21 protein-coding genes are annotated in these 23,596 nt (G+C 58.7%); 12 read left to right on the top strand and 9 right to left on the bottom strand.

All coding sequences use genetic code 11. From position 1 onward, the window contains the following. Positions 1-24 precede the first annotated feature (24 nt). From ACA052_RS25680 to ACA052_RS25660, 5 genes are read left to right on the top strand one after another with little or no spacing between them, the layout of a single operon-like run. Positions 25-1,737, top strand: coding sequence for a DUF2138 domain-containing protein (locus ACA052_RS25680; protein ID WP_497647352.1), 1,713 nt, complete (start codon positions 25-27; stop codon positions 1,735-1,737). After that, the gene (locus tag ACA052_RS25675) at positions 1,722-2,372 is read left to right on the top strand and encodes a DUF1175 domain-containing protein (protein WP_497647351.1); all 651 of its coding nucleotides are present in this window, start codon (positions 1,722-1,724) and stop codon (positions 2,370-2,372) included. The genes ACA052_RS25680 and ACA052_RS25675 overlap by 16 nt, the downstream gene beginning before the upstream one ends. After that, positions 2,369-6,934, top strand: coding sequence for an alpha-2-macroglobulin family protein (locus tag ACA052_RS25670; protein ID WP_497650400.1), 4,566 nt, complete (start codon positions 2,369-2,371; stop codon positions 6,932-6,934). Before ACA052_RS25675 ends, ACA052_RS25670 begins: the two co-directional genes overlap by 4 nt. A 1-nt stretch (position 6,935) precedes the next feature. Continuing rightward, positions 6,936-8,567 (top strand): DUF2300 domain-containing protein, encoded by a 1,632-nt coding sequence (locus tag ACA052_RS25665; protein ID WP_497647350.1) that lies wholly within the window; start codon positions 6,936-6,938, stop codon positions 8,565-8,567. A 3-nt stretch (positions 8,568-8,570) separates the two neighbouring features. Continuing rightward, positions 8,571-9,380, top strand: coding sequence for a YfaP family protein (locus ACA052_RS25660; RefSeq protein WP_497647349.1), 810 nt, complete (start codon positions 8,571-8,573; stop codon positions 9,378-9,380). 551 nt (positions 9,381-9,931) lie between these two features. On the opposite strand, the gene ACA052_RS25655 is transcribed toward ACA052_RS25660, so the two are convergent. Then, the gene (locus tag ACA052_RS25655; protein ID WP_497647348.1) at positions 9,932-10,807 is read right to left on the bottom strand and encodes a helix-turn-helix transcriptional regulator; all 876 of its coding nucleotides are present in this window, start codon (positions 10,805-10,807) and stop codon (positions 9,932-9,934) included. Between the two features lie 119 nt (positions 10,808-10,926). On the opposite strand from ACA052_RS25655, the gene ACA052_RS25650 reads away from it, so the two are divergent. The 7 genes from ACA052_RS25650 to ACA052_RS25620 all read left to right on the top strand — a co-directional run bounded on the left by ACA052_RS25650 (position 10,927) and on the right by ACA052_RS25620 (position 15,388). Continuing rightward, positions 10,927-11,181 carry a hypothetical protein gene (locus ACA052_RS25650; protein ID WP_497647347.1) on the top strand — a complete coding sequence of 85 codons (255 nt, stop codon included), beginning with the start codon at positions 10,927-10,929 and terminating at the stop codon, positions 11,179-11,181. A 55-nt stretch (positions 11,182-11,236) separates the two neighbouring features. Then, on the top strand, positions 11,237-11,359 hold the full coding sequence (locus tag ACA052_RS25645) for a hypothetical protein (protein ID WP_497647346.1): 123 nt from the start codon (positions 11,237-11,239) through the stop codon (positions 11,357-11,359). Between the two features lie 99 nt (positions 11,360-11,458). Continuing rightward, complete coding sequence (locus ACA052_RS25640) at positions 11,459-11,764, top strand: hypothetical protein (RefSeq protein ID WP_497647345.1); 306 nt, start codon at positions 11,459-11,461, stop codon at positions 11,762-11,764. Beyond that, the gene (locus tag ACA052_RS25635; RefSeq protein ID WP_497647344.1) at positions 11,761-13,323 is read left to right on the top strand and encodes a hypothetical protein; all 1,563 of its coding nucleotides are present in this window, start codon (positions 11,761-11,763) and stop codon (positions 13,321-13,323) included. Before ACA052_RS25640 ends, ACA052_RS25635 begins: the two co-directional genes overlap by 4 nt. A gap of 49 nt (positions 13,324-13,372) precedes the next feature. Further along, positions 13,373-13,945, top strand: coding sequence for a hypothetical protein (locus tag ACA052_RS25630; RefSeq protein WP_497647343.1), 573 nt, complete (start codon positions 13,373-13,375; stop codon positions 13,943-13,945). A 10-nt stretch (positions 13,946-13,955) separates the two neighbouring features. Further along, a complete protein-coding gene (locus tag ACA052_RS25625) occupies positions 13,956-14,984 on the top strand; it encodes a hypothetical protein (protein WP_497647342.1) in 1,029 nt (342 codons plus the stop codon). 38 nt (positions 14,985-15,022) lie between these two features. Further along, positions 15,023-15,388 (top strand): YkgJ family cysteine cluster protein, encoded by a 366-nt coding sequence (locus ACA052_RS25620; protein ID WP_497647341.1) that lies wholly within the window; start codon positions 15,023-15,025, stop codon positions 15,386-15,388. 455 nt (positions 15,389-15,843) lie between these two features. On the opposite strand, the gene ACA052_RS25615 is transcribed toward ACA052_RS25620, so the two are convergent. The 8 genes from ACA052_RS25615 to eat form a co-directional block, all read right to left on the bottom strand. Further along, positions 15,844-16,593, bottom strand: a complete 750-nt coding sequence (locus ACA052_RS25615; protein WP_497647340.1) for a S24 family peptidase — start codon at positions 16,591-16,593, stop codon at positions 15,844-15,846. 226 nt (positions 16,594-16,819) lie between these two features. After that, positions 16,820-17,347 (bottom strand): inorganic diphosphatase, encoded by a 528-nt coding sequence (gene ppa, locus ACA052_RS25610; protein WP_414910588.1) that lies wholly within the window; start codon positions 17,345-17,347, stop codon positions 16,820-16,822. Between the two features lie 102 nt (positions 17,348-17,449). Continuing rightward, entirely contained in the window at positions 17,450-18,262 is an 813-nt protein-coding gene (locus tag ACA052_RS25605; RefSeq protein WP_497647339.1) for a M90 family metallopeptidase, read from the bottom strand. Positions 18,263-18,268: 6 nt separating this feature from the next. Continuing rightward, positions 18,269-18,925, bottom strand: coding sequence for a DedA family protein (locus tag ACA052_RS25600; RefSeq protein WP_497647338.1), 657 nt, complete (start codon positions 18,923-18,925; stop codon positions 18,269-18,271). Between the two features lie 259 nt (positions 18,926-19,184). Beyond that, positions 19,185-19,646 (bottom strand): GNAT family N-acetyltransferase, encoded by a 462-nt coding sequence (locus ACA052_RS25595; protein ID WP_497647337.1) that lies wholly within the window; start codon positions 19,644-19,646, stop codon positions 19,185-19,187. A 119-nt stretch (positions 19,647-19,765) separates the two neighbouring features. Further along, positions 19,766-20,590: an ethanolamine ammonia-lyase subunit EutC gene (gene eutC, locus ACA052_RS25590; RefSeq protein WP_497647336.1), complete on the bottom strand. Its 825-nt coding sequence runs from the start codon at positions 20,588-20,590 to the stop codon at positions 19,766-19,768. Positions 20,591-20,598: 8 nt separating this feature from the next. Beyond that, positions 20,599-21,993 carry an ethanolamine ammonia-lyase subunit EutB gene (locus ACA052_RS25585; RefSeq protein ID WP_497647335.1) on the bottom strand — a complete coding sequence of 465 codons (1,395 nt, stop codon included), beginning with the start codon at positions 21,991-21,993 and terminating at the stop codon, positions 20,599-20,601. A gap of 132 nt (positions 21,994-22,125) precedes the next feature. Continuing rightward, complete coding sequence (eat, locus tag ACA052_RS25580; protein ID WP_497647334.1) at positions 22,126-23,496, bottom strand: ethanolamine permease; 1,371 nt, start codon at positions 23,494-23,496, stop codon at positions 22,126-22,128. Positions 23,497-23,596 lie beyond the last annotated feature (100 nt).

The raw sequence follows: 23,596 nt of genomic DNA, 5'->3' as shown, positions 1-23,596 counted from the left end.
AGCTTTGGGAACATGAGCGTGAACATGAGCGATAACACTGCTACTCCTGCCGCCGCTGCGCCTGCTGCCAAAACTCCTCGCCGTTGGCCGGCGCTGCTGGTCGGGCTGTGCCTGGTGGCTGGCGTAGCGGGCGGGTTGGGCTGGTTCCTGCACAAGCCCAAGGCGCCGCCGGCGGCCCTTGCCAGTGACAAACTGGGCATGAGCCGGCCGGACGGTCTGCTTGAAACCCACTCCTTGAGCCAATTGCCCAAGGACTTGCTGGCGGTGCCGTTCCTAAAGGAAACCCTGACCGAAGATTTCGTCTTCTATTACGAAACGCATGTGGATCGGCTCGGGTTGATCGGCAGTTTGCGGCGAATCATTTACGAGCATGACCTGAAGTTGCAGGACAGCCTGATCGAGCAGCTGTTCGATCAGCCGGCGGACGTGGCGTTGTGGCGCGGGGCGGATGGTCGTCTGAAAGACTTTTTGTTGGTGATGGATCGTGGAGGTCTGGCCAAGGTGCTCGAGCCCTTGGCCAAAGTGGCGCTGGATGATTCACAGCTGACCAAAGTCGGCGAGGTGAAAGTCGGCACCGACGATGTGGCGCTCTATCAACTGAGCTACAACGCCAGTAAGGCGCTGTTGTTCGCCTCCCATGGCGACAAGTTGGTGGTGCTGTCGAATCCGACCAAACTCTACGATCCCGAAAGCGGTGCGCCGGAAGAATCAGGTAGCGTTTCGACCAAAGCCATCGCCGCGTTGCTCAACGGCGACAAACTGTTCCCCGAAGCCTTCGGCCTGCAACCCCGCGCCCCCGAGGTGAAACAACGCCTCTCGGTGAACGCCAGCGTCCTGGCCATGGGGTATCAGCGTTTCATCCCGAACTTCGCCGGCCTGCGTTTCGACATGGACGACAAGGGCTGGCACAGCTTCCTCGCCATGGATGAACTGGAGAACCAGCCGGATTTCGATTTCAAGCCGATCTGGCAAGCGATGCCGATGGGCGCCAGCGCCTGCGTGGCCCTGCCGCTCGCCGCCGAGCAACAGAAGCCGCTGCTGGTGAAACTGGGTGCCGAGGATAACGTGGCCCAAGCGTTGACCGAACACATGGCCGGTGCTGCCGGCCTGTGCTGGTACGCCGATTCGCGGCTGTATACGCCGCTGCTGGTCGCCAGCCTGAATGACAAGGACAGCGCCAAACTCGACGGCGATCTAGGCAAATTGTTCGGCTCGATGGTCGGCGCCTACGAAGGCAACGTCGAAGAGCACGCGTTCCCCGTGGTGGAAAAGCAGGAAGGCGACAATCACCAGTGGCAGCGCCAAGTCAGCTCTAACTTCGGCCCGTATGCGGCCAAGGATGCGGAGAACCCGGATGCGATCACCGGCAAGGCGTTCATGAAAGTCAGCCTGGCGCGCCACGGTTCGACGTTGTTGTTTTCCCTGGACGACAAGCTCGTGGACAAAGCCCTCGGCACCCTCGATAAACGCTTCCCGCCAATGGCCGACGTGGTTCCCAAAGACTTGCTGATGCCGGTCTATTTTGGCCCGGATTCCATGGCGCAACTGATGCAGCAGGAAACCCTCGACAGCCTGCCGCAGGACATGGAACCGGTGTTCTACAACGCCGCGCAAACCTACCTGATCCCAAAACTGCGCAAGCTCGGCGGTTATGGCAAATATGCGCTGACCTTGCCTGAAGGCAGCGAACCTGACGGCCATTGGCAGTGGCTGCCACTGGAATGGAAAGCGCTGTGACCGCACTTATCCGAGGCCTCGGCCTGCTGGCGATGTTGCTGGGCAGTCGCGTCTTCGCCGCCGAAACCGTGCCGCTCGATGTGCAGCAATCCCAGGTGTTCCGCGCCTGGTTTGTGCGCATCGCCCAGGAACAACTGACTCAAGGCCCGAGCCCGCGCTGGTATCAGCAGGATTGCGCCGGGCTCGTGCGTTTTGCCGCCAACGAAGCGCTTAAAGTCCACGACGACAAATGGCTGCGCAGCAATGGCCTGTCCAATCGCTACCTGCCGCCGGAGCTGCAACTGAGCGAAGCCCAGCGCGGCCTCGCCCAACAATGGCAGCAGGGCAGCGGCAAGGTCGGGCCGTACGTCAACGCGATCAAACTGATTCAGTTCAACAGCCATCTGGTGGGTCGGGACCTGGCGCAAGCCCGGCCCGGCGACCTGATGTTTTTCGATCAGGGCGACGACCAGCACCTGATGATCTGGATGGGCCGCTACATCGCCTATCACACCGGCACCACCACCCCCACTGACAACGGCATGCGATCCGCGAGCCTGCAGCAACTCATGACATGGAAGGACACCCGATGGATACCCGACGCAGCCAACCCCAACTTCATCGGCGTCTATCGACTGAACTTTCTCTCCCAATGATCGGTGCTCGCATGCTGCGCTTTCTGCCTTTGCTGTTGGTTTTAGTGCTGCCGTTTTCGACGGTCAACGCCGAGGACACCGTCGAGCCGAGCGGCTACACGCCGGTGGCCGGGGAAAGCTTTTTCCTGCTGGCCGACAGCAGCTTCGCCACGGATGAACAAGCGATGGTTCGCCTCGAAGCACCAGGTCGCGACTACCGCCGATTCCGTATGGAACCCTACGGCGGCGCCGACATTCGCGTGTACCGCATCGACAAGCCGCTGGACTTCCTCAAGCGCCAGAAGAACCTGCACCGCGTGGTCAGCGACGGCCAGTTCAAGGGCGAAGGGCTGTCGAATACCCTCGCGTACCTGTGGGACAACTGGTACCGCAAATCCCGACGCGTGATGCAGCGGGCGTTTTCCTACGAGTCGCGCAAGCAAGTCACTGAGGAAGTGCCGGAACTGAAGATGGGCACCGCGATTGCAGCGCCAACGCCTTACGACGCCCAGCCGCAATTCGCACTGATTCCTGGCCTTCCAGTGGTCAGCCAATTCCGTTATCCACTGTGGGAAGCGAAACCGATCCAGCCGCCTGAGGGCGTAAACCTGGCCGGTTCTTCCAGCGAGTTCGTCAGCGTCGCGCCGGGCAACGTCTACATTCCACTGGGCCACTTGAAACCGGGGCTGTACTTGGTGGAAGCGCTGATCGGCAAGTACCGTGCGACCACGATGGTGTTCGTTTCCAACACCGTGGCGGTGAGCAAGATTGCCGGTGACGAACTGGTGGTCTGGGCGGCGCGCAAACACGAAGGCAGTTCGGTGCCAAAGGTCAATGTGCTGTGGACCGATGGACTCGGCGTCATGAGCAGCGGCGCCACCGATGCCGATGGTTTGCTGCGGTTGAAACATGTCAGCCCGGAGCGTTCGTTCGTGATTGGCGAGGACGAAGAGGGCGGGGTGTTCGTCTCTGAAAACTTCTATTACGACAGCGAAATCTACGACACCAAACTGTATGCGTTCACTGATCGGCCGCTGTATCGGCCGGGTGATTGGGTGTCGCTCAAAATCGTCGGGCGCGAGTTCAAGAACGCTCGCGATTCTGTGCTGCCGACCGCTGCCGATGTCAACGTGACTGTGCTCGATGCCACCGGCACCGCGCTGCAATCGCTGGCGCTGAAACTGGATTCGAAGGCTGGCACCCAAGGGCGTTTCCAATTGCCGGACAATGCCGTCGCGGGTGGCTATGAACTGCGTTTCAGCTACAAGGACCAGGCCTACAGCAGCGCCTTCCGCGTGGCCGAATACATCAAGCCGCACTTCGAAATCTCACTCAACCTGGCCAAACCCGATTACCGCACCGGCGAACCGGTGAAAGGCAATCTGGTGTTGCTGTACCCGGACGGCAAACCGGTGGCTGACGCCAAATTGACCCTGAGCCTGCGTGCCCAGCAACTGTCGATGGTCGACAACGAACTGCAATACCTCGGGCAATTCCCGGTGGAGCTGACCAGCACCGAACTGACCACCGATTCCAAGGGCAACGCGACCCTCGACCTGCCGGCTGCCGAAAAGCCGAGCCGTTACATGCTCACCGTGTTTGCCAGTGATGGCGCTGCCTATCGGGTCAAGACCACCAAGGAAATCCTCATCGACCGCGGCGCCGCGAGTTTCCGTCTTGGCGCGCCGCAGCGCTTCAGCGCGGTGGGCGACAAGGTTGCATTCAGTTATCTGAATGAGGGTGGCAGCGAGCAGAGCAAAGCGGTCACGCCGAGCGGCTACAGCTGGGTACGCCTGGAAGACCAAACCACTGGCGACGGCAAACTCGCGGCCACGGATAAAGGCTTCACCGTGGCCTTCGACCGGCCGGGCACTTACAACCTGAGCTTGAAGGACGAGCATGGCCGGGTGGTCGGCGCGACCGGCCATTCGGTCACTGGCGACGGCGTCAAAGCCGTACCCGGCACCGTGGAAATCGTCCTCGACAAAGCCGAGTACAAGGCCGGCGATGAAGCCCTGGCGTTGATCACGTTCCCCGAGCCGGTCAGCGATGCGCTGCTGTCGCTGGAGCGTGACAAGGTTGAGGCCACGGCGCTGATGTCCAAGGGTGGGGACTGGCTGAAGCTGGAAAAACTCAGCGAGACGCAATACCGCGCGCGCATCCCGGTGAAGGATAACTTCGCACCGAACCTGACGTTTTCCGTGCTCTACACCAAGGGCGGTCAGTACAGCTTCCAGAACGCCGGCATCAAGATGATCGCGCCGCAAATCGACGTGGCCATCGCCACCGATAAAGAGACGTATCAGCCGGGCGATACCGTGTCCGTTGATCTCAGCACCCAGTTCGCCGGCAAGCCGATCCCGGCGCACCTGACGGTCAGCGTGGTCGACGAAATGGTCTACGCGCTGCAACCGGAAGTCGCGCCGACCATCGACCAGTTCTTCTACCACCCACGCCGCAACAACGTGCGCACCAGCGCCAGCTTGTCGTTCATCAGCTACGACGTGGCGTTGCCGGGCAGCCCTGGCGCACCGGGCAAAGCCAACCGCAGCGAGCGCGGCGTCAAAGTGCTCGAGCGACCGCGCCGTGAAGACGTCGACACCGCCGCGTGGCAGCCGGAACTGATCACCGACGCCAGCGGTAAAACCCGCTTCACGTTCAAGATGCCGGACTCGCTGACCCGCTGGCGCATCACCGCGCGAGCCATCGCCGATGACGGGCAGGTCGGGCAGAAGAAACAATTCGTGCGTTCGGAAAAACCGCTGTACCTGAAGTGGAGCGGGCCAACCAAATTCCGCACCGGCGATAAACCGGACCTCGGGGTGTTCGCTTTCAGTCAGGCTGAAAAACCGGTCAAGGCTGAACTGGTGATTCATTACGGCGGCGCGGATCAGCGCGTACCGGTGACCCTGAACAACGGCATCAACTACATCGCGCTGCCGGCGTTTGCGTTGGCCTCCGGCGAGTGGACCGCTGAACTGGTGCAGGACGGTAAAACCGCTGACGCACTGGCCGTGCGCCTGACCGCGACCGGTGAAGGCTGGCAGGTCACGCAGAGCCAAAGCCTGGACGTGGCCAGCGGCGATACGCCGCTGACGTTGCCGGCGGACGCGACGGATATTCGCCTGCGCCTGGACGACAGCCCGCAAGCGCTGTTCCGCTCGGCGCTCGATGATTTGCTGAGCTATCCGTACGGCGGCGTCGAGCAGACGGCCAGTCGCTTGCTGCCGTTGAGCATCGCCTATCCGACGTTGGCGTCGAATCCGCAGATCCGTGATCGACTGCGGCTGATCATGCAGAACAGCCGCCTGCGCCTGGTGCAAATGGCGGGGCCATCGGCGAGCTTCACGTGGTGGGGCATGGACGGTGAGCCGGATGCGTTCCTCACCGCGTACGCCTATTACGCCGACTGGCACGCGAGTAAAGCGCTGGAGCTGAGCCTGCCGCCCGAGCATTGGCAGCGGGTGCTGGAGGTCTATTCAAAACAGGCGAAAAACACGCCGCTGTTGCAGCGCGCGTTGATCCTGTCGTTCGCCAAACAGATGCAGTTGCCGGTGAACACCTTGCTCAGCGGTTTGATGGATGATCTGGCGAAAGCAGGCGAGGGCAATGCCGCGAACCTGATGGACGATGGCGAAGACAGCATCGTCATGAGCGATCCGGATTCGGCGCTGGGCCTGGCGGCGGCGCGTGTGTTGACCGCTTCGTTGGCGAAGCAATCGAAGGTCAATCTGCCCGATGCTTTCAATCGTCAACTGGCCGACGCCCAGCAACGTCTGGCCGTCAGTTCCCAGCCGTTTGCCGAAGCATTGAACCTGTCGCTGCAAACCTTCGATCAGGCGCACGCGCAAGCGCTGCTGCAACGCTTGTTGCCGCAGCAATCGACCCTGGAACGCGCCTTGGCGCTGACCTGGTTGCAACGCAGCATCGAGCAGGCCTCGCCGACCATCGCCCTGACGCCGGGTGAAGGCTGGAAAAAACAGTTCGGTGATACCGGCGAGATGTATTGGACGTGGCAGGGTGCTGCGCCCGTCCCGGCCGTGTTGTCGCTGAGCGGGACGCAAGAGCGTCCGTTGCGGGCGGCATTGAGCTTCCTGACCCGGCAACCGCCTGTAGATCCGATGCCTGTGACCATCACTCGTCGTTTGTCGCGCCTGGTGCCGGGTGATGAAGCGTTCACCTTCAAACTGGAAGCGATCGGCACCCAGCCGTTGTCCAGCGACAGTCTGTACCTGGACGAAGTGATCATCACCAGCAAAGCCGCCAAGCCGTTGCGCTACGGGATGATCGAAGTGCCGCTACCGCCGGGCGCCGATGTCGAGCGCACCACGTGGGGCATCAAGTTGATGGGCAAGGCAGGCACTGAACCGACGACGCTGGAGAAAGCGCGTTTCGAGCCGGGTCAGATGGCTTACGCGATTCCAGTGGATGCCCTGAGCGGCGAGTTGCGCCTGCGTCACCTGGTGCGTTTCTCACAAAAAGGTCAGTTCAATCTGCCGCCGGTGCGTTTCACTCAGGTCTACGCGCCGCAGCATCAGGCGCAGGAACAGAAACCGGCGCTCGGCCAGGTCACGGTCAATTGATGTGATCCGCCCTCTGGTCTGGTGGCTGCTGTGTGTGCTCCCTGCGCTGGCGACAGCGCAGGACGAGCCGCTGCGGCTGGGCTTCAAGGGTGAATTGCTGTCGCTGAGCCGGACTCAGGTGATTTCTCGCGAGCCAATGCCGACTGATTTGCAAACCCCATTGGGCAGTCTGTGGAAGTTGTTTGTGTATGGCTGGCTGGTCGATACCGGCGCACGTGAGCCGGCTTATGAGTGTCGTGGGCAGTCGAAGGAAGAGGTTTATTGCTGCACCGCCGGTGGCAAAATTGAGCGTGATCAGGCATTGGTGAAGTCGTGCGGTTTGTATTTTTCACCTGCACGGCTTGGCATTACTGGCGCTGACTGGCGGGCATATTGGCAGTTAAGGCAGGCGCCTGAGTGGGTGCTGGACTTGCCGTCGTTGCAGCCTTCTACGCGGATTTCCGTGGCTGAGTTGCTGAAAGTGCTGGCCGTGATGCCGGCGCAGGATCAGGCGCGGCGAGTGTTGCTGGACGTGGTGTTGAACGCGGCTGACGGCAATGTCGTAGGCGAACTCGGTAGCCGGCTGCGGGTGAAAACCTGGAGTTGGTTGGGTGATCAGGACCCATCGTCGCGCCAGGGTGGATTTGCCGGTTGGACGGTGGATGGCACGCCGATCTGGGCCGGTGGGCGCGGGACCAGTCAGATGGTTCTTCGTCATTATGGTGCTGCGTTGGCGTCGGTGTTGCCGGTGGATTGGCCGTTGGATGCGGGACGTTGTGTCGAAGTGGGGCTGTTTTCTCGCTATCCGATTGGGCGCGTTCTGGCGGGGGATCGGGTTGTTTCTTCCGGGCCGTTACAGGGTGACTATCGCGTCGAATTCGTCAACGGCAATCAGCTTGATATCCACAGCGACGGCGAGTTGTTTTTAACGGGCGACAGCGCTTCACAAAAGCTTGTCGCGCGTGTGGATCGCGAAGAATACGTTGCCCGTGTTCTCCAGCGCGAAGCCAAGTCCGAACCCGCTGAAGCCGCCAAAGCCCTGGCCGTTGCCATTCGTACTTACTTGCTGCAAAACGCCACCCGCAACGGCGACTGCCTGAGCATCGACGACAGCAGCAGTCGTCAGCGCGTCGCCCCACGCCCGGCCACCGCCGAATCGCGCAACATCGCCGCCTGGACCAGCGATCTGGTCCTGGCCGGCAGCACCGTCACCTACCACTCCGACCAACCCGGCCCGGACAAACTCTCCTGGCAGCAAGCCGTCGAACAAGCCAACGCCGGCCAACGCTACGACGCCATTCTGCTGCACGCCTACCCGCGCGCCAGCCTCAGCCGCTGGGACAACCCCGTCGCCTCCTGCGAAGCACTTCCGGCCGCGCAAGACTGGCTGCAAACCCAACGCCGCAGCTGGCGCCCACGCCTCGAAAGCGAAGTCGGCTACAACGAAGTCAGCACCTTCGCCGTCTGCCGCCTGGCCTTCGGCCGCCCCTACGTCGACCGCGAACGCCAGCGCATCTACGTGCGCGGCGCGCTGTCGCTGCAAGACCGACTCGACCTGACCCACGAATACCTGCACCTGGCCTTCGAAGCACATCCCAACGGCCAGGATGAAACCTACATCGAAGGGCTCGCCCGCCACCTCTTGCTGGAATAGGCCATGAAACTCCGTTATCCACAGGTCTTCCTGTTCCTTTGTTCTTTTTGCGTACTGCCGACGACGTTTGCCGGCGCGGTCAGCCTTGATACCCCTGTGGGTGGCTGGCGTACCGGTGCGGTTGAAGGGGAAGGAGAGACCTTCCGCCAGACCGTCAACTACCCGGCTTCGTCGGTCAATACGCCGGTGGGGCAGGCCAACACCGCGCGCATCAGCGGGCAGATCAAAGCCACCCCAAAATCCGCTGAACCGGGACGGTTGATCGTCAATGGCGTCAGCATGCCGCTGAAGATCGATCCTGCCGGCCGCTTTGATCGGCCGTTCTCGTTCCCCAACGGCAGCAACAGCGTTGAAGTCCGCAGCCCCGATGGCCAGCAACGGCATCGCACGCAATTCCTCAATGCCAGTGGTGGCGCCACGCCGGCCAAGTTGCGGGTGTTGCTGTCGTGGGACAGCGACAACACGGACCTGGATCTGCACCTGATCACGCCGGACGGTGCGCACATCTGGTACGGCGATCGTGTCGCACCCAATGGCGCGGCACTGGATGTCGACGTGACGACGGGTTATGGCCCGGAAATCTTCGCCATGCCGGCGCCGATCAAGGGGCAGTATTTGGTGTATGTGAATTATTTTGGTGGCGGGTATCGCAGTGATGAGGAGGGGCAGGAGGATGCGGTTCAGCCACTGACCACGGCGCAGGTGACGGTGATTACGGAGGAGGGGACGCCTGGCGAGAAGATGGAGACGTTTGTGGTGCCGATGCGGGCGGTGGGGGAGTTGACGTTGGTTAAGGGGTTTAGTTATCCGTGAGGTGGGAAATCTGCAAGCGGTGCTGACACAATCAGGTTGGCATTTGTCGCCGCAATGCTGTGGCGAATCAAGGACACTGCCTGCAGCGGTTGTACTTTTCTGTCCATAAGGAATGAACATAATGAGTTTTTCAGCAGCAAACAGCATTGCCGCCGTCTGGCCACTGATCAGTGGCTTGGCTGAGTTGAATACACCCAGTGGGAAAAAGACGTTTGAGGTAGTGGCCGTGAGTGCCAACGGGGTCACTGTGAAGCCAGGCGCTACACCAATAGTTATACCTCGCAGCGCCTTCGAGGCGGCTCTACAATATTTGCACAGTCATAATCATGACCGAAGAGGACCGTGTGTGATAAACGCAAACACAGTCGCCGAAAAGGCGGGACCTCTTTGTCGAGCCTCCCGCTTGACTGCCACTGGCAATTACGGCCAAAGAAACATCACTTACGTCTTGCCAATCCTGCAGGCGCTGAATGTGGTCGAGATTCAACCCAAGTCGCCTGCGAGAACCTGGTTACTTTGAGCGCTTGGGTGTTGCTCGGAAAAACCCTGGCTCAATCGTAAAGCCAGGGTTTCAACTCCTTGAGGTTGGTGACCACAATCTGCTGCGCCTCAGCGATGGGGTTCAGGTTTTTCGGGTCAATCTGGTAGCGCTGCAACACATACTTCACCAGTGCCCTGCGGCTTGGAACGACCAACTGTCCATCCGTCATGCCAAAGTCGATTTCAATGATTGCCCGCTGCGCTTTATCCAGGCGTTCGTCAGGCTTGATGATGACCGGCACCTCTGTGTTCCATACATCATCTCCATCGATACCGTTTTCGGTTTTATCCTCCCGCATGTCGGGCACGCCTCTAAACCTGCTCAGTACGAAGTCGCGGTACTGGCGATTTTTTTCGCAGTAGGCGCGAACGTGCCAGCGCATGCCGGTATACACCAGCGTGTGCGGTGCAATTGTGCGGCCCTCGGGGGTTGGGCTATTCAGCGAGACGTAGTCGATGTCCAGGCGCAGATGGTCGCGACAGGCCTTGAGCAGTGGACGCAGGACTTCCGCCTTGATCGACCGATCGGGTACTTCGAGCACCTTGGTGTGGGCGTAAGCCAGGGCCAGTCCTTCGATGTGCGGTGCGCGTGCGTTGTTTTGATACAGCAGGTGCAAATAGGCGCTGGCGCTGTCGTCTATGAACAGTGGTTTGAACACTTTGCTGGGCACATAGCCCTTTATCTGTTTGTCATATGTAAGGTTTTTAGGCGCATGTTCATTGATGTAGGTGTTGATGTCCTTCGACGCCTGCTGCCGACTGATTCCAAAGCTCTGGATCAAGTGTCCCGTTGTCAGCCGGCCTTCCCACCAGGTTACGGTCTCGATCAAACGATAACGCAGTGCCAGGTCCCAGCGGACCTGCTCGATGGATTGCTTGCGTTTCATAACCTCTCCATGTGCGCCAATTCTTTACCTGTATAAGTCTACATTGTGGACCTGTCGTCTAACACTACATATCGTGTGGCTGTCTTTCGAGATAACTCGAACTCACGAGGGAAGTGGATATGAACACGTTGGACGTGGTTTCTACAGGTGCGGTGGTTTTGCTTGGCGTGATTATGTTGACCCTGTTGTTTCAGTATCTGCGGTTGCGTCGTATCTGGCAGATGATGCTGGACTGTCGGGCCGCCACACGTTGGGCACGCATCTGGGAAACAGAAAATCGCGAATTGCGCTCGGCCTTGCGAGCGGAGAAAGCGCATGTCGAGCAACTGCAAGGAAAGCTGATGATATTGCAGTCATTGATCCCGGCGGTGTGAAGGACGGAGTGGAGGATGGCCCTCATCTTCCTGATCAACTTGCGAGGAGTTTCCCATGAAAGAGTTGGCCTGTTTTGCGATCGGTCTGGTGGTCGGTGCCTTGATGATGAAAAAAAACCAGTCGATCGACAATCTGAAAAAAGAACTGGACCGCGAAAGGTTTCGTAACAGTCTTTAGCGCCCCGCCGAGCGCTTGGGAGGCTTCGGCTTTCCGCTAATGGCGAACAACGTCAGATAGTGTTAAAAAGCCACTAAATGGAACGTTCGCCAGCATGTGATGCCGGCGGACTATCAGATCAAGGTCGATTCGAGCTATCCCATCATGTCAGATCCCAACGACAGTCTATTCAGGCGCCGGATCCTGTTCCGCGTCATCCTTCGCGAGTCCAAAAGCGTTTCCAGTCCGGATTCGATTGAACATCGTGAGCCAATCGCTGAAACATTCCCGTCAATCACCTGGCGGCTAAACAAAACCCCGCCTTACCCCGAGCAAAGCCTGGAGCCGTTTCATGGCAGCGACTCTCGACGCCCGCTTGTGCGCCCCGGCACCGCCAAAGCACATTTTTATCAGGAGACACCATGAAGCCCAGCGATCTCTCTACTCCTGCTTCCACCGCTGCGCATGAGCACAACAATGACGAAATCAATCGGGATATCGCGCGCACTGCAACAGCGTTGTCCACGAGTGAAACCGTCAGTCGCTATGGCAGTGCCAACGCCGAATACATCAAAGGTTTTACCGGCGTCGACAATGAAGCCGGGAAAATTCTAAGCAAGGGCCTGAAAGGCGTCAGCCAGGAAAAGACCATCGTCAAACAACGAGCGGGCTGGGCTGCCGAAATCTCGGGTACCAGTCGCGACAACGCTGAAGCCATCATCAACAAATCAGCCGAACGCACCATTCGCAGCGACGACTTGAAGCATTACGGCATTGAAACTGACTCCAGATACCGTGAGGCAGTGGACCGGGTCCGTGTGAATGAAAAGGGCGAGATCGTTTATGAGGCCCAGACAAAATTAGAAGCCAGCGGAAACAGGGTTGCCAACCAGGTCAGCCACGAAGATCACAAGTACAGCAAGTATTTCGGCAAAAAACTGGAACTGCCGAGCGAGCAGGTCGAAGACGCCAAGACTTACTGTCGGGATCGCTCGGAAGGCTTGAGGAAGCGCGCACTGCAGGCAGAGCAGAAGGGAAAACCTGAGCTGGCGGAAAAATTCCGTGAACGCGCGGATAAATTCGACAAGCTTGCTGCAGAAGACATCGTTGACCTTGGCATCACCACCGAGCAGGCCATCGATTACGCCGAAAGGCCGCTGCGTGAGACGGTGAAAGATATCGCCCGTACCAGTCACCGTGCCGGTATGGAGGGCGCCAAATACGGCGCGCTCATCGGTGGCGTCATTTCGTTGCTGACCAATGCGTTCAACGTTGCACAGGAAAAAAAGCAATTCGGTGAAGCTGCTCAAGATGTAGCCGTCGATACGGCTAAAGCTGCCGTACTTGGCTATGGCACTGCCTTTGCCGGCTCGGCGCTGAAAGGCGGTATGCAGCAATCAAGCAATCAAACCTTGCGCACCCTCGCGGGTACGAACGCACCGGCGCTAGCGATCAACATCTGCCTGTCACTGGGCAGTTCGATCAAGCGTTACGTCAGCGGTGAGATCAGCGAGGCGCAGTTGCTGAGCGAAGTGGGTGAGAAAGGTGCAGGCATGCTCTCCAGCAGCATGATGGCTGCACTCGGGCAGATCGCCATTCCCATCCCCTTTGTCGGGGCTGCCATCGGCGGCATGATTGGCTACACCCTTTCGTCTCTGTTTTACCAAAGTGCATTGGATGCTGCCCGTGGCGTTGAGCTTTCTCGTCAGCAACTGGCGCGCACCTGTGCAATCGAAGCCGCTGCCCGTGACCGCATCGCAGAAGAACAAGCGCAACTGGATGACTTCACGCGTCGCGAAATTCCTCAGTTACGCCGAGAAACGGAACACTTGTTTTCCATTGTGAATTCCGCCGGCGACAGCAACGCCGATGTCTTGGCTGCCGCCATCAATCAATACGCCACCCTCTTGGGAAAACAACTGCAGTTTCAGTCAATGGAAGAGTTCGACGATTTCATGAGTTCCGACGACCCATTGACCTTGTAACCCACGTTGTTTGACCTGACGCACCCCTGGAAAAAGGACGACCCCCTGCATGCTTATCAAACTGCTGTCCAATTCGGACAAGTTGCACCTCATTGAACTGGCGAAGCTGCTGGCCTTGGCCGACAAACCGCTTCTGTGGGATGGAAAGACTGCCGACGAGTTCACCTCTGATACTGATCTCAGTGCACTGTCCATTCAGGAAGGTGAGCAGGAGCGCGAACTGATTGCTGAACTTGAGCAATCCGCCAGCCCTCAATCTGCCTTCGCCGGTTTGGCAATTTTTTCGTCAACAGACGTCAAATCTCGACTCATCGAGATTCTGAAAACATTTCCGATTCCTAAAGCGGAAAAGCCTGAAACCCGCGTACAAGCCGCCACGACGGTTTTGAAAGCGCTGCTCAAGGGCAAGAAATTCGAGCTGCCATCCACGCCCAAAGTCATCTTGTTCGAGCTGCTGCTGGTCGCCCTGCGTGACGGCCACATCACAAGCATCGAGTGGGCGCTGCTCAAAGAGTTTCAGCTACATCATCAATTGGAAGACTTCATCTTCGATGATCTCCTGGAGCGCGCCGAAACGCTGAATCAGGAAGTCAGCAAAACCATTTCGATCATTCTCGAGTAAGGATACGACCATGCCTATTCCCCTGATTATTGGTGCTGTAGCCGCCGCTGCCGGTTTGTACGGAGCAGCCAAAGGTGTCGGCGGTGCGATTGACCACAGCAACGCTAAAGACATCAATACCGACGCCCGCTCGATGGTGAACTCCGCCAACCAAAAGGTCGAAGAACAGCGCAAGGCGACCAACGCTACGCTGGAAGACTATGGCCAGCGCAAACTGCGTGCGTTCAACGGTGTGGTTGCCGAATTTATCGAAACCTTCGAGCGTTTGAAAAACGTCGAGCTCTCTCAGAGTCCGGAGCTGGATAAACTGAACGCGGGTGATTTTTCCAATAAAACCCTCTCCGGTTTACGGCAGGACTACCAGGCACTCAAGGATGCAGGCCTCGGTCTGGGTGCTGGTATGGGAGGTGGTGCAGCGCTGGCCTTTGGTGCCTACAACGGCACCATGTTGCTCGCCACTGCGAGCACGGGCACGGCTATTTCTTCACTGGGAGGCGTTGCCGCCACCAACGCCACACTCGCCTGGCTGGGTGGCGGTTCGTTGGCCGCCGGTGGCTATGGCATGGCCGGAGGCATGATGGTGTTGGGTGGCATCGTCGCAGGCCCGGCGTTGGCAATCTTCGGCCACGTTTTGGGTAACAAGGGCGAAGAAGCCCTGAACACTGCCCGCAGCAACCTGGAGCAAGCTCGCACTATCCGCGATCAAGCCGAGTTGATGGCCGGCAAGCTGCAGGCTATCGAGAAAGTGACTTCGCTGGCGAACGCGACATTCTCCAAAATCAGCTCTCAATTGCGCCGCACCGTGAGCGAACTGAAAAAAATCATCGATAACAATGGCGTGGATTACCGCACCTATTCGGATGAAAGCAAGAAAGTGGTTTTCCACTCAGTCAAGTTTGCCCAGTTGCTCAAGGCCATGATCGACACGGCTATTCTGGATAAGGACGGCAATCTGGTGTTGGCAACGGAAAAGCGCATCAAGGATGTCGCAGCCGTAGCGAGCGGACAGAAAGCGAGCCTGGATACTCCCTCCGCATAAAACGCCTTGCCCGCGCCTAGGCGCGGGCAATCCACCCAATGTTCCTGTTGCTAACGGTGCCGCGTCATAGCGGTAACATTTTTATGCAAAGCCCTGTCATATCAACCTCCGCCTTCCCCTGCAGCCAATGCGGGCTGTGCTGCCAGCATGTACACGTTGCCGAGGAAACCCGGTTCCTGGATCGTGGCGACGGCACTTGCAAGCACTACGATGCAACCGCCAAAGGTTGCACCATCTACTCAGAGCGCCCGGACATCTGTCGAGTGGATCGTCAATACACCCTGCGCTACGCCCATCAATACAGTTGGGACGAGTACGTGTCTCTGAATTTGCGGGTCTGCGCGATTTTGCAGGCACAACAGCAGCAGGCTGTTGCGATGAAAATCACGGCACTCGAAGTCTGACGATATCGGTTACCAGAGTGGTGATCGCCTTGGTTAGCAAGGTGATCCTTGGGGCAGGATTATTTCAGGCATTAAAAAGCCGGCTTGTGGCCGGCTTCTCGGGGACTGGCTTGGTTCATTTTTGGTAAACCGCGCCAGCCTTCAAAACGTACACCCGGATCTTGCGTCCGGCTGTGGGACTCGGCGAGAAAATCATCTGCCTTGTCGGTGCGATCAGGGCCGCGGGGCGGGTCGATGCGCAAATGTGGGGCGCAGCATACTGATTTTTTTGGGGAATTCCCAGCTTGGTGTGCGTCCTCGCGCTATCACGTGATTTGTAGCAGCTGGCGAAGCCTGCGTCCGACTGCGCAGCAGTCGTAAATCCATTCACCGCGGTGTTACAGATACACCGCAGATACAGGGTTTACGACTGCTGCGCAGTCGGACGCAGGCTTCGCCAGCTGCTACCAAGGTGTTCATAGGAACGGCACGGGTGGTCGGCGTTTGTTGAGGGTCGACCACCAGAATACCCAGCCCAATACCCTGATGTTCTGCTCTTCGATTTGCGCGGCCCTGAAGACCTCGTCCGGGTATTCGGCGCTGTTGTGGCTGCGCAAGCGCAAGCCATTCCCCGGCATCCGGTGCAGATACTTTATTCGCAGCATCCCGTCGTGTTCGATTGCGTAAATCTCGCCGTCAATGATCTGGGTCAGGCCGCGATCGATGGCGAGGGTTGAACCGTCTTCAATCTTTTCGTCCATGCTGTTGCCGATCATGCAGGCGCAGATGGCATCCGCGTGGTTGATTTCCAGTGAGTCGAGATGGCTGCGGGGCAGCCGGATGGGTTGGTTTGTGTCTTCAATGACGTGCGTTTTATTGGAGCCCTGGGCGACAGGCACTTCTTTGTAAAAGAACAACTCGACATCGGTGGGCTCGATAACGGTGTAGATGCCCCGGATGGCCTGGGCGTCGAAGGTGTTGCCGGTCTCGTCGACCAGCCGCAGGTGTCTGGCATCTTTCGGGCCTTCCAAGCATTTGAGCCACTCACTGTTCACCGAGAGCTTTCTGGCGACGGCTTCCATGCAGTGATCGGGCACACCGCGGGTGTACCAGTTGTGGACGTTTTGCGGCGCCGTGTCGAGAAATTCGGCGAATCCCGTCGTCGTGATGTTCGCCGCCTTGAGGAGCGCTTTAAACCGTGGACCGCTTGTGTTTTTTTTCTTCATAAACATGAGTCTACGGGCGTATGGCGCGGCTTTGAATAAACGAACCGTTCAAAATGCGCGGGAAATTTACGACCGCATGTAAGACGTATTAGGTAAAAATTAAACAAGAAAAAACAGAAGCGCCGAATTGTTAAACGCTGCGTTTAAAGCCTTTCCTGCGCCCACAAAAAACCCCGGATTAACCGGGGTTTTTTCAAGTCGTCAGTGGCGCAAGGCCAGTGGCGGCTCAGCCTTTATAAGCAGCAACCGACTTCATGATCGCGTCGCGGGCGGCGTCTGCACCGGCCCAGCCTTCGATCTTCACCCATTTGCCTTTTTCGAGGTCTTTGTAGTTCGCGAAGAAGTGCTCGATCTGCTGAATCAGCAGCGGTGGCAGGTCGGTGTATTCCTTCACGTCGACGTACAGCTGGGACAGCTTGTCGTGTGGGACTGCGATGACTTTGGCATCGCCGCCGCCGTCGTCGGTCATGTTCAGGATGCCGACCGGACGAGCGCGGATCACCGAACCTGGGGCAACCGGGTAAGGGGTCACGACCAGCACGTCGAGGGGGTCACCGTCGTCAGCCAGGGTGTTTGGGATGAAACCGTAGTTGGCCGGGTAGAACATCGGGGTGGCCATGAAACGGTCAACGAACAGGCAATCGCTGTCTTTGTCGATTTCGTATTTGATCGGGGCGTGGTTGGCCGGAATCTCGATCGCGACGTAGATGTCGTTCGGCAGGTCTTTGCCAGCCGGAATCTTGCTGTAGCTCATTGGGCGGTGCCCCCGTTAGTTGACCAAAAACACTTGGCCGGATTGACCAAAAAGTGGCGGCGATTATAGGCATATTCCGCCTTCGATGCCACGTACCCGACCTTAGTCGGGTGTCTGATAGACCGGGTCTTCGGCCTGAAGTTGCTTGAGTCTTGCCAACGGATCCTGGCGGTAAAACAACTTCAGCTGCTCGTAAACCCGAGGATACGCCTCGTGCAGCAAGTCCGGGGCGCTGAAGAAGTATTCACTGGTGACGGCAAAGAACTCGGCGGGGTTTTCCGCCGCGTAGGGATCGATGGCGGTTTCGGCGTCGGGGTTGCGATCCAGTTGACCATCAAGGTCGTCGTAGGCTTCTTGCATAACCTTGGCCCATTCGCTGACCCGCATGTCGGGGTGCAGCGGTGGCAGGCCGTTGGCGTCGCCGTTGAGCATGTCGAGTTTGTGCGCTAGCTCGTGGATCACCAGGTTGTAGCCTTCCCAGCCACCGCTGGCCATCACGCCGGGCCAGGCGAGGATGATCGGGCCTTGCTGCCAGGCTTCGCCGCTATGCTCGCCGTCCCATTCGTGCTCGACGCCACTGGCATCGCGATGGCGCTGGGGGCTGAGGAAGTCATCGGGGTAGAGGACGATTTCGTGGAAACCCTGATACCAGTTCAGGTCACCCAGGTTCAGCAGTGGCAATTGAGCCTGGGCGGCAAGCAGCAGGCGTTGCTCCTGATGGAGTTCGACGCCGGGCAGGGCAGTCAGGTGTTTGTCCTGGAGGAACAGCACGCTGGCTTCACGCAACCACTGGTCTTGTTCGTCAGTGATCCCGTCGAGAAAACTCAGGTGGTGGCGTACCCGCTGCCACATATCGTCGGCAATCGGGTGTTTGGCCAACGTGCGTTGGCGACGCCAGGCGCTTAGCGACCACATACCCATTTAGCGTGATTGGGCTTTGGACGCCGCATTGCCGAAGCGGCTGCGGACCATGCCGATGATCATCGGAACCAGCGACAGCAGAATGATACCCACGACCAGCAGCGACAGGTTTTGCTTGATGAACGGTACGTTGCCGAAGAAGTAACCCAGCGTCACCAGGCCGCCGACCCACACGATCGTGCCGAGGATGCTAAAGGCGAAGAAGCGCGGGTACGGCATTTTGGCCACGCCGGCGACGAAGGGTGCAAAGGTGCGGATGATCGGCAGGAAGCGTGCGAGGGTGACGGTTTTACCGCCGTGCTTCTCATAGAAGTCGTGGGTTTGTTGCAGGTAGTCGCGCCGGAAGATCTTCGAGTTCGGATTGCTGAACAAACGCTCGCCGGCCGTTCGTCCGATCACATAGTTGGTGCTGTCACCGAGGATGGCCGCCAGCATCAGCAGTCCGCCCAGCAGCACAGGGTCCATGCCGCCACCGGCTGCCACGGCGCCGGCGATGAACAGTAGGGAATCGCCCGGCAGGAATGGCATCACCACCAGGCCGGTTTCGCAGAAGATCACCAGAAACAGAATGGCGTAGATCCATGGCCCGTAGTTGTTGACCAGCATGTCGAGGTAAACATCGAGATGCAGGATAAGGTCGAGCGGGTTGAAATCCATGGGGGGCACCTGTGGTGACGGCCCGACTCGGCAGGCCTGTGCGGATGACTTCGCGAAAGCCTACAGACGGGTGTAGTTTTTCTTACAAGCCGGAAAGGCCGGCATTATACGGGCTGAAACGTGAAAAGCGCGTCCAGTGTGTAGCGGGGGATTTCTGGGTTTTGCGGTGTCTGTGGGGCAAAGATCGCAGCCTTCGGCAGCTCCTACAGATTTACGCGATCCCTGTAGGAGCTGCCGAAGGCTGCGATCTTTTAAGGTCTTACAGCTCTTCGCTGATCGGCAACACATAGTTCTTGAACTCGGTGTCTTCTTTGAACCCGATGGATTCGTAGGTTTTCTGCGCGACTTCGTTGTTGGCGCTGGTGGAAACGCGCATGCGCACGGCATTGGTTTCCTTGGCCATTTTCTTCGCGGTGCGGATCAGGTTGTCGGCCACTAACTGACGGCGGGCGTCTTCGGCGACGTAGATGTCGTTGAGAATCCATACCCGTTTAAGCGAAAGCGACGAAAAGCTTGGATACAACTGACAGAAACCCATCAGTTTGTGGGTGTCGTCATCGGCCAGGGCCAGGTAGATCACCGACTCCTTGCGTCGCAGGCGTTTCTCGAGGAACGCCCGGGACGAGTCCGGATACGGCAGGGAGCCATAAAACTCGCGATATTTGACGAACAACGGGGTCAGCATGTCCAGGTGTTCGAGGGTCGCTTGAATAATCCGCATCGATAGGTCTCGTCTTCAAGTGGCTGTCTTCATGTGCTCTGACGGCAAACGGTTCTCGCTCGGGCAGCCGTGTTTCGATCCTGCCTGAAATCGAATGAGAAACGCAATGCGGAAACGATTCAGGCATCCGACGGACCCAGTAGGAAATTACCTTTCATGTCTGCACCTGCGTCCGACGCCAACGTCTGAACTTGTGCCTCGTCCTTCAGATTGACGCCAGACAGCTGCCGACGACAGGCTTCTCGCATCAAATACAGCAAGCGGTGTGCCGCCATCCCGTAACTCAGTCCTTCGAGACGAACGTTGGAGATGCAGTTGCGATAGGCATCGGTCAGCCCAACCTTGGGATTATAGGTGAAATACAGTCCCAGGCTGTCTGGGGAGCTGAGCCCTGGGCGTTCGCCGATCAGGATCACCACCATCTTCGCGCCGAGTAACTCACCGATTTCGTCGGCGACGGCGACCCGACCCTGTTCCACCAGAATGACCGGTGAAACGGACCAGCCGTCCCCCACAATCTGATCTTCCATCCGCGCCAGAAACGGCAGGGTATGGCGATGAACGGCCAGCGCCGACAACCCATCGGCAACGACAATCGCCAGATCAATGCCGCCGGGGTTGGCCAACGCGTAATCGCGCAACGTCTGCGCCGATTCGCTGCTCAACTTTCGCCCCAAATCAGGGCGTTGCAAATAACTGTTCCGGTCCGTGGCGGCGCTGTGTAGCAACAAACTGCTGCGTCCGCGTTCGGTCAGTTGCGCACTGAGCCCGGCATGGTCGAACGGTAAGTGCACCGCATCCCGCGCCTCGGCGTGGGCGTACTGGAAATCCAGCTGGGCGCTGGTCGGCATGCTGGTACCCGTTCGACCCAGGGCGATCCGCGCCGGTGTCAGTCGGCGCAGTTCCAGCAACGGGTTCTCTGGATCAGCGGGTGTTTTATCCATTTCAACACTCATCCCAGTTGCCCCATCGCTTGGCGGAAGGCCGCCGGCAGGCTGTCGCCGAAGTGAATCTTGCCGTCGGCCTGAGTGAAGATGCCCATTTTCGCCAACCACTGTTCGAACTCCGGCGCGGGTTTGAGGCCCAGGGTTTGTCGGGCATAGAGCGCGTCATGAAACGAAGTGGTCTGGTAGTTGAGCATGATGTCGTCGGAGCCGGGGATGCCCATGATGAAGTTGATCCCGGCCACGCCCAGCAGGGTCAGCAGGGTATCCATATCGTCCTGGTCGGCTTCGGCGTGGTTGGTGTAGCAAATGTCGCAGCCCATCGGTACGCCCAGCAGTTTGCCGCAGAAGTGGTCTTCCAGGCCGGCACGGATGATTTGCTTACCGTTGTAGAGGTATTCCGGGCCGATGAATCCTACGACCGTGTTCACCAAAAACGGTTTGAAATGTCGCGCCACGGCGTAGGCGCGGGTTTCGCAAGTCTGTTGATCGATGCCGTGGTGGGCGTTGGCTGACAGGGCACTGCCCTGGCCGGTTTCGAAATACATCAGGTTCTGGCCCAACGTGCCGCGATTCAGGCTCAAGCCGGCGTCGTAACCTTCCTGCAAGACGTTCAGGTTGATGCCGAAACTGGCATTGGCCGCCTCCGTGCCAGCGATCGACTGGAACACCAGGTCCAGCGGTACGCCGCGATTGATCGCTTCGATGGAGGTGGTGACGTGGGTCAAGACGCAGGCTTGCGTAGGAATTTCGTAGCGCTGGATGATCGCGTCGAGCATTTCCAGCATGGCGCAGATCGACGCGATGCTGTCGGTGGCCGGGTTGATGCCGATCATGGCGTCGCCGTTGCCGTACAACAGGCCGTCGAGGATGCTCGCGGCGATGCCGGACGGTTCGTCGGTGGGGTGGTTGGGTTGCAGGCGCGTGGATAAACGACCGCGCAAGCCCATCGTGCCGCGAAACTGAGTGACCACGCGGATTTTCTGCGCCACCAATATCAAGTCCTGCACGCGCATGATTTTCGACACGGCGGCCGCCATTTCCGGGGTCAGGCCGGGGGCGAGGGCGCGCAGGCTCTGTTCGTCGGCGGCATCGCTGAGCAACCAGTCGCGAAAACCACCGACGGTGAGGTGGCTGACGACGGCGAAGGCCTGTTTATCGTGAGTGTCGATGATCAGTCGGGTGACTTCATCGGCCTCATATGGAATTAGGACTTCCTGTAGGAAATGAGCCAGCGGGATGTCAGCCAGGGCCATCTGCGCGGCCACGCGTTCGCCATCATTGAGCGCGGCTACGCCGGCCAGGAAGTCTCCGGAGCGTGCCGGGCTGGCCTTGGCCATGACTTCCTTGAGGCTCTCGAAGCGGAAAGTCCGGGCGCCGATGGAGTGGGCGAATGTGGCCATGGTGTCCTCCTGATCCAATCAATAACTCAAATACACCCCTGTAGGAGCTGCCGCAGGCTGCGATCTTTTGATCTTGTCTTTTAAGATCAAGATCAAAAGATCGCAGCCTGCGGCAGCTCCTACAGGGCAAGTTCAGACGCCTTCGAGCATCGCATCCGCCGGTGCATCGAAGCGCTGTTTGGCGGTCAGTTGGAAATACAAGTAACCGGCCGCCATGAAACCAAGGAACACACACCCGATCAGCGTGTTGAACCAGGCCATTGCTATCAGGCAAACCACCGCCAGGAACAGCGCAATCCCCGGCACGATCGGGTAGCCCGGTGCACGGAATGAGCGTTCCAGGTTGGGTTCGGTCTTACGCAGCTTGAACAGGCTCAGCATACTGATGATGTACATCACGATGGCGCCGAATACCGACATGGTGATCATCGCCGCCGTCAGTGTCATGCCTTGCAGGTTGACCAGACCATCGCTGTAAATCGCCGCGATACCGATCACGCCGCCCGCCAGGATGGCGCGGTGCGGCGTCTGGAAACGCGACAGTTTGGCCAGCGAACGAGGCAGGTAACCGGCACGGGCCAGCGCAAAGAACTGCCGCGAGTACCCGAGGATGATCCCGTGGAAACTCGCCACCAGGCCAAAAAGGCCGATCCAGACCAACATGTGCATCCAGCTCGAATTATTGCCGACCACCGCTTTCATCGCCTGGGGCAGCGGATCGTTGATGTTCGACAGCTGACGCCAGTCACCAACACCGCCCGCCATCACCATCACGCCGATCGCCAGGAACACCAGGGTCAGGATGCCACTAACGTAGGCCTTGGGAATTGTGCGTTTGGGGTCCTTGGCTTCTTCGGCGGCCATGGCGGCACCTTCAATGGCGAGGAAGAACCAGATCGCAAACGGGATCGCCGCAAAGATGCCCGGGATCGAGGCCACGGTGAATTCGTTGGAGCCTGACCAGCCGTTGAGCACGAAGTTACTGAAACTGAAGCCCGGCGCAACCACCCCCATGAACACCAGCAATTCGGCAACGGCCAGTACGGTGACCACCAATTCGAAGGTGGCGGCGATGCTGACGCCGAGAATATTGAGGCCCATGAAGACAAAATAAGCACCAACGGCGGCAATCTTGGGATCAAGTTCCGGGTATTGCACATTAAGGTAGGCGCCGATGGCCATGGCAATCGCCGGGGGCGCAAAGACGAATTCGATCAGGGTGGCGATGCCGGCGATCAATCCGCCTTTTTCGCCAAAGGCCCGCCGGCTGTAGGCAAACGGCCCGCCTGCGTGGGGAATCGCAGTGGTCAATTCGGTGAAACTGAAGATGAAGCAGGTGTACATCGTCGCCACCATCAACGCGGTGACGAGGAAACCCAGGGTGCCTGCGGTGCCCCAGCCGTAACTCCAGCCGAAGTATTCGCCGGAAATCACCAGGCCGACGGCTATGCCCCATAGATGCAGGGTGCCGAGTGTGGGTTTGAGCTGTGTAGAAGAAGTCATAAGTCCTCGCTGTCTTTTTATTGTTTGATCTGTTGGACTTTCAGGTACGACGTTTTGTGTGTGGAACGGGCACGCAAAGCCCATGCCAGAGCGGCAGGGC

The sequence above is a fragment of the Pseudomonas sp. LBUM1644 genome (genome assembly GCF_059716195.1).
Note: the sequence above shows the minus strand (reverse complement) of the source record. Positions and strands in the feature narration are given on the sequence as shown.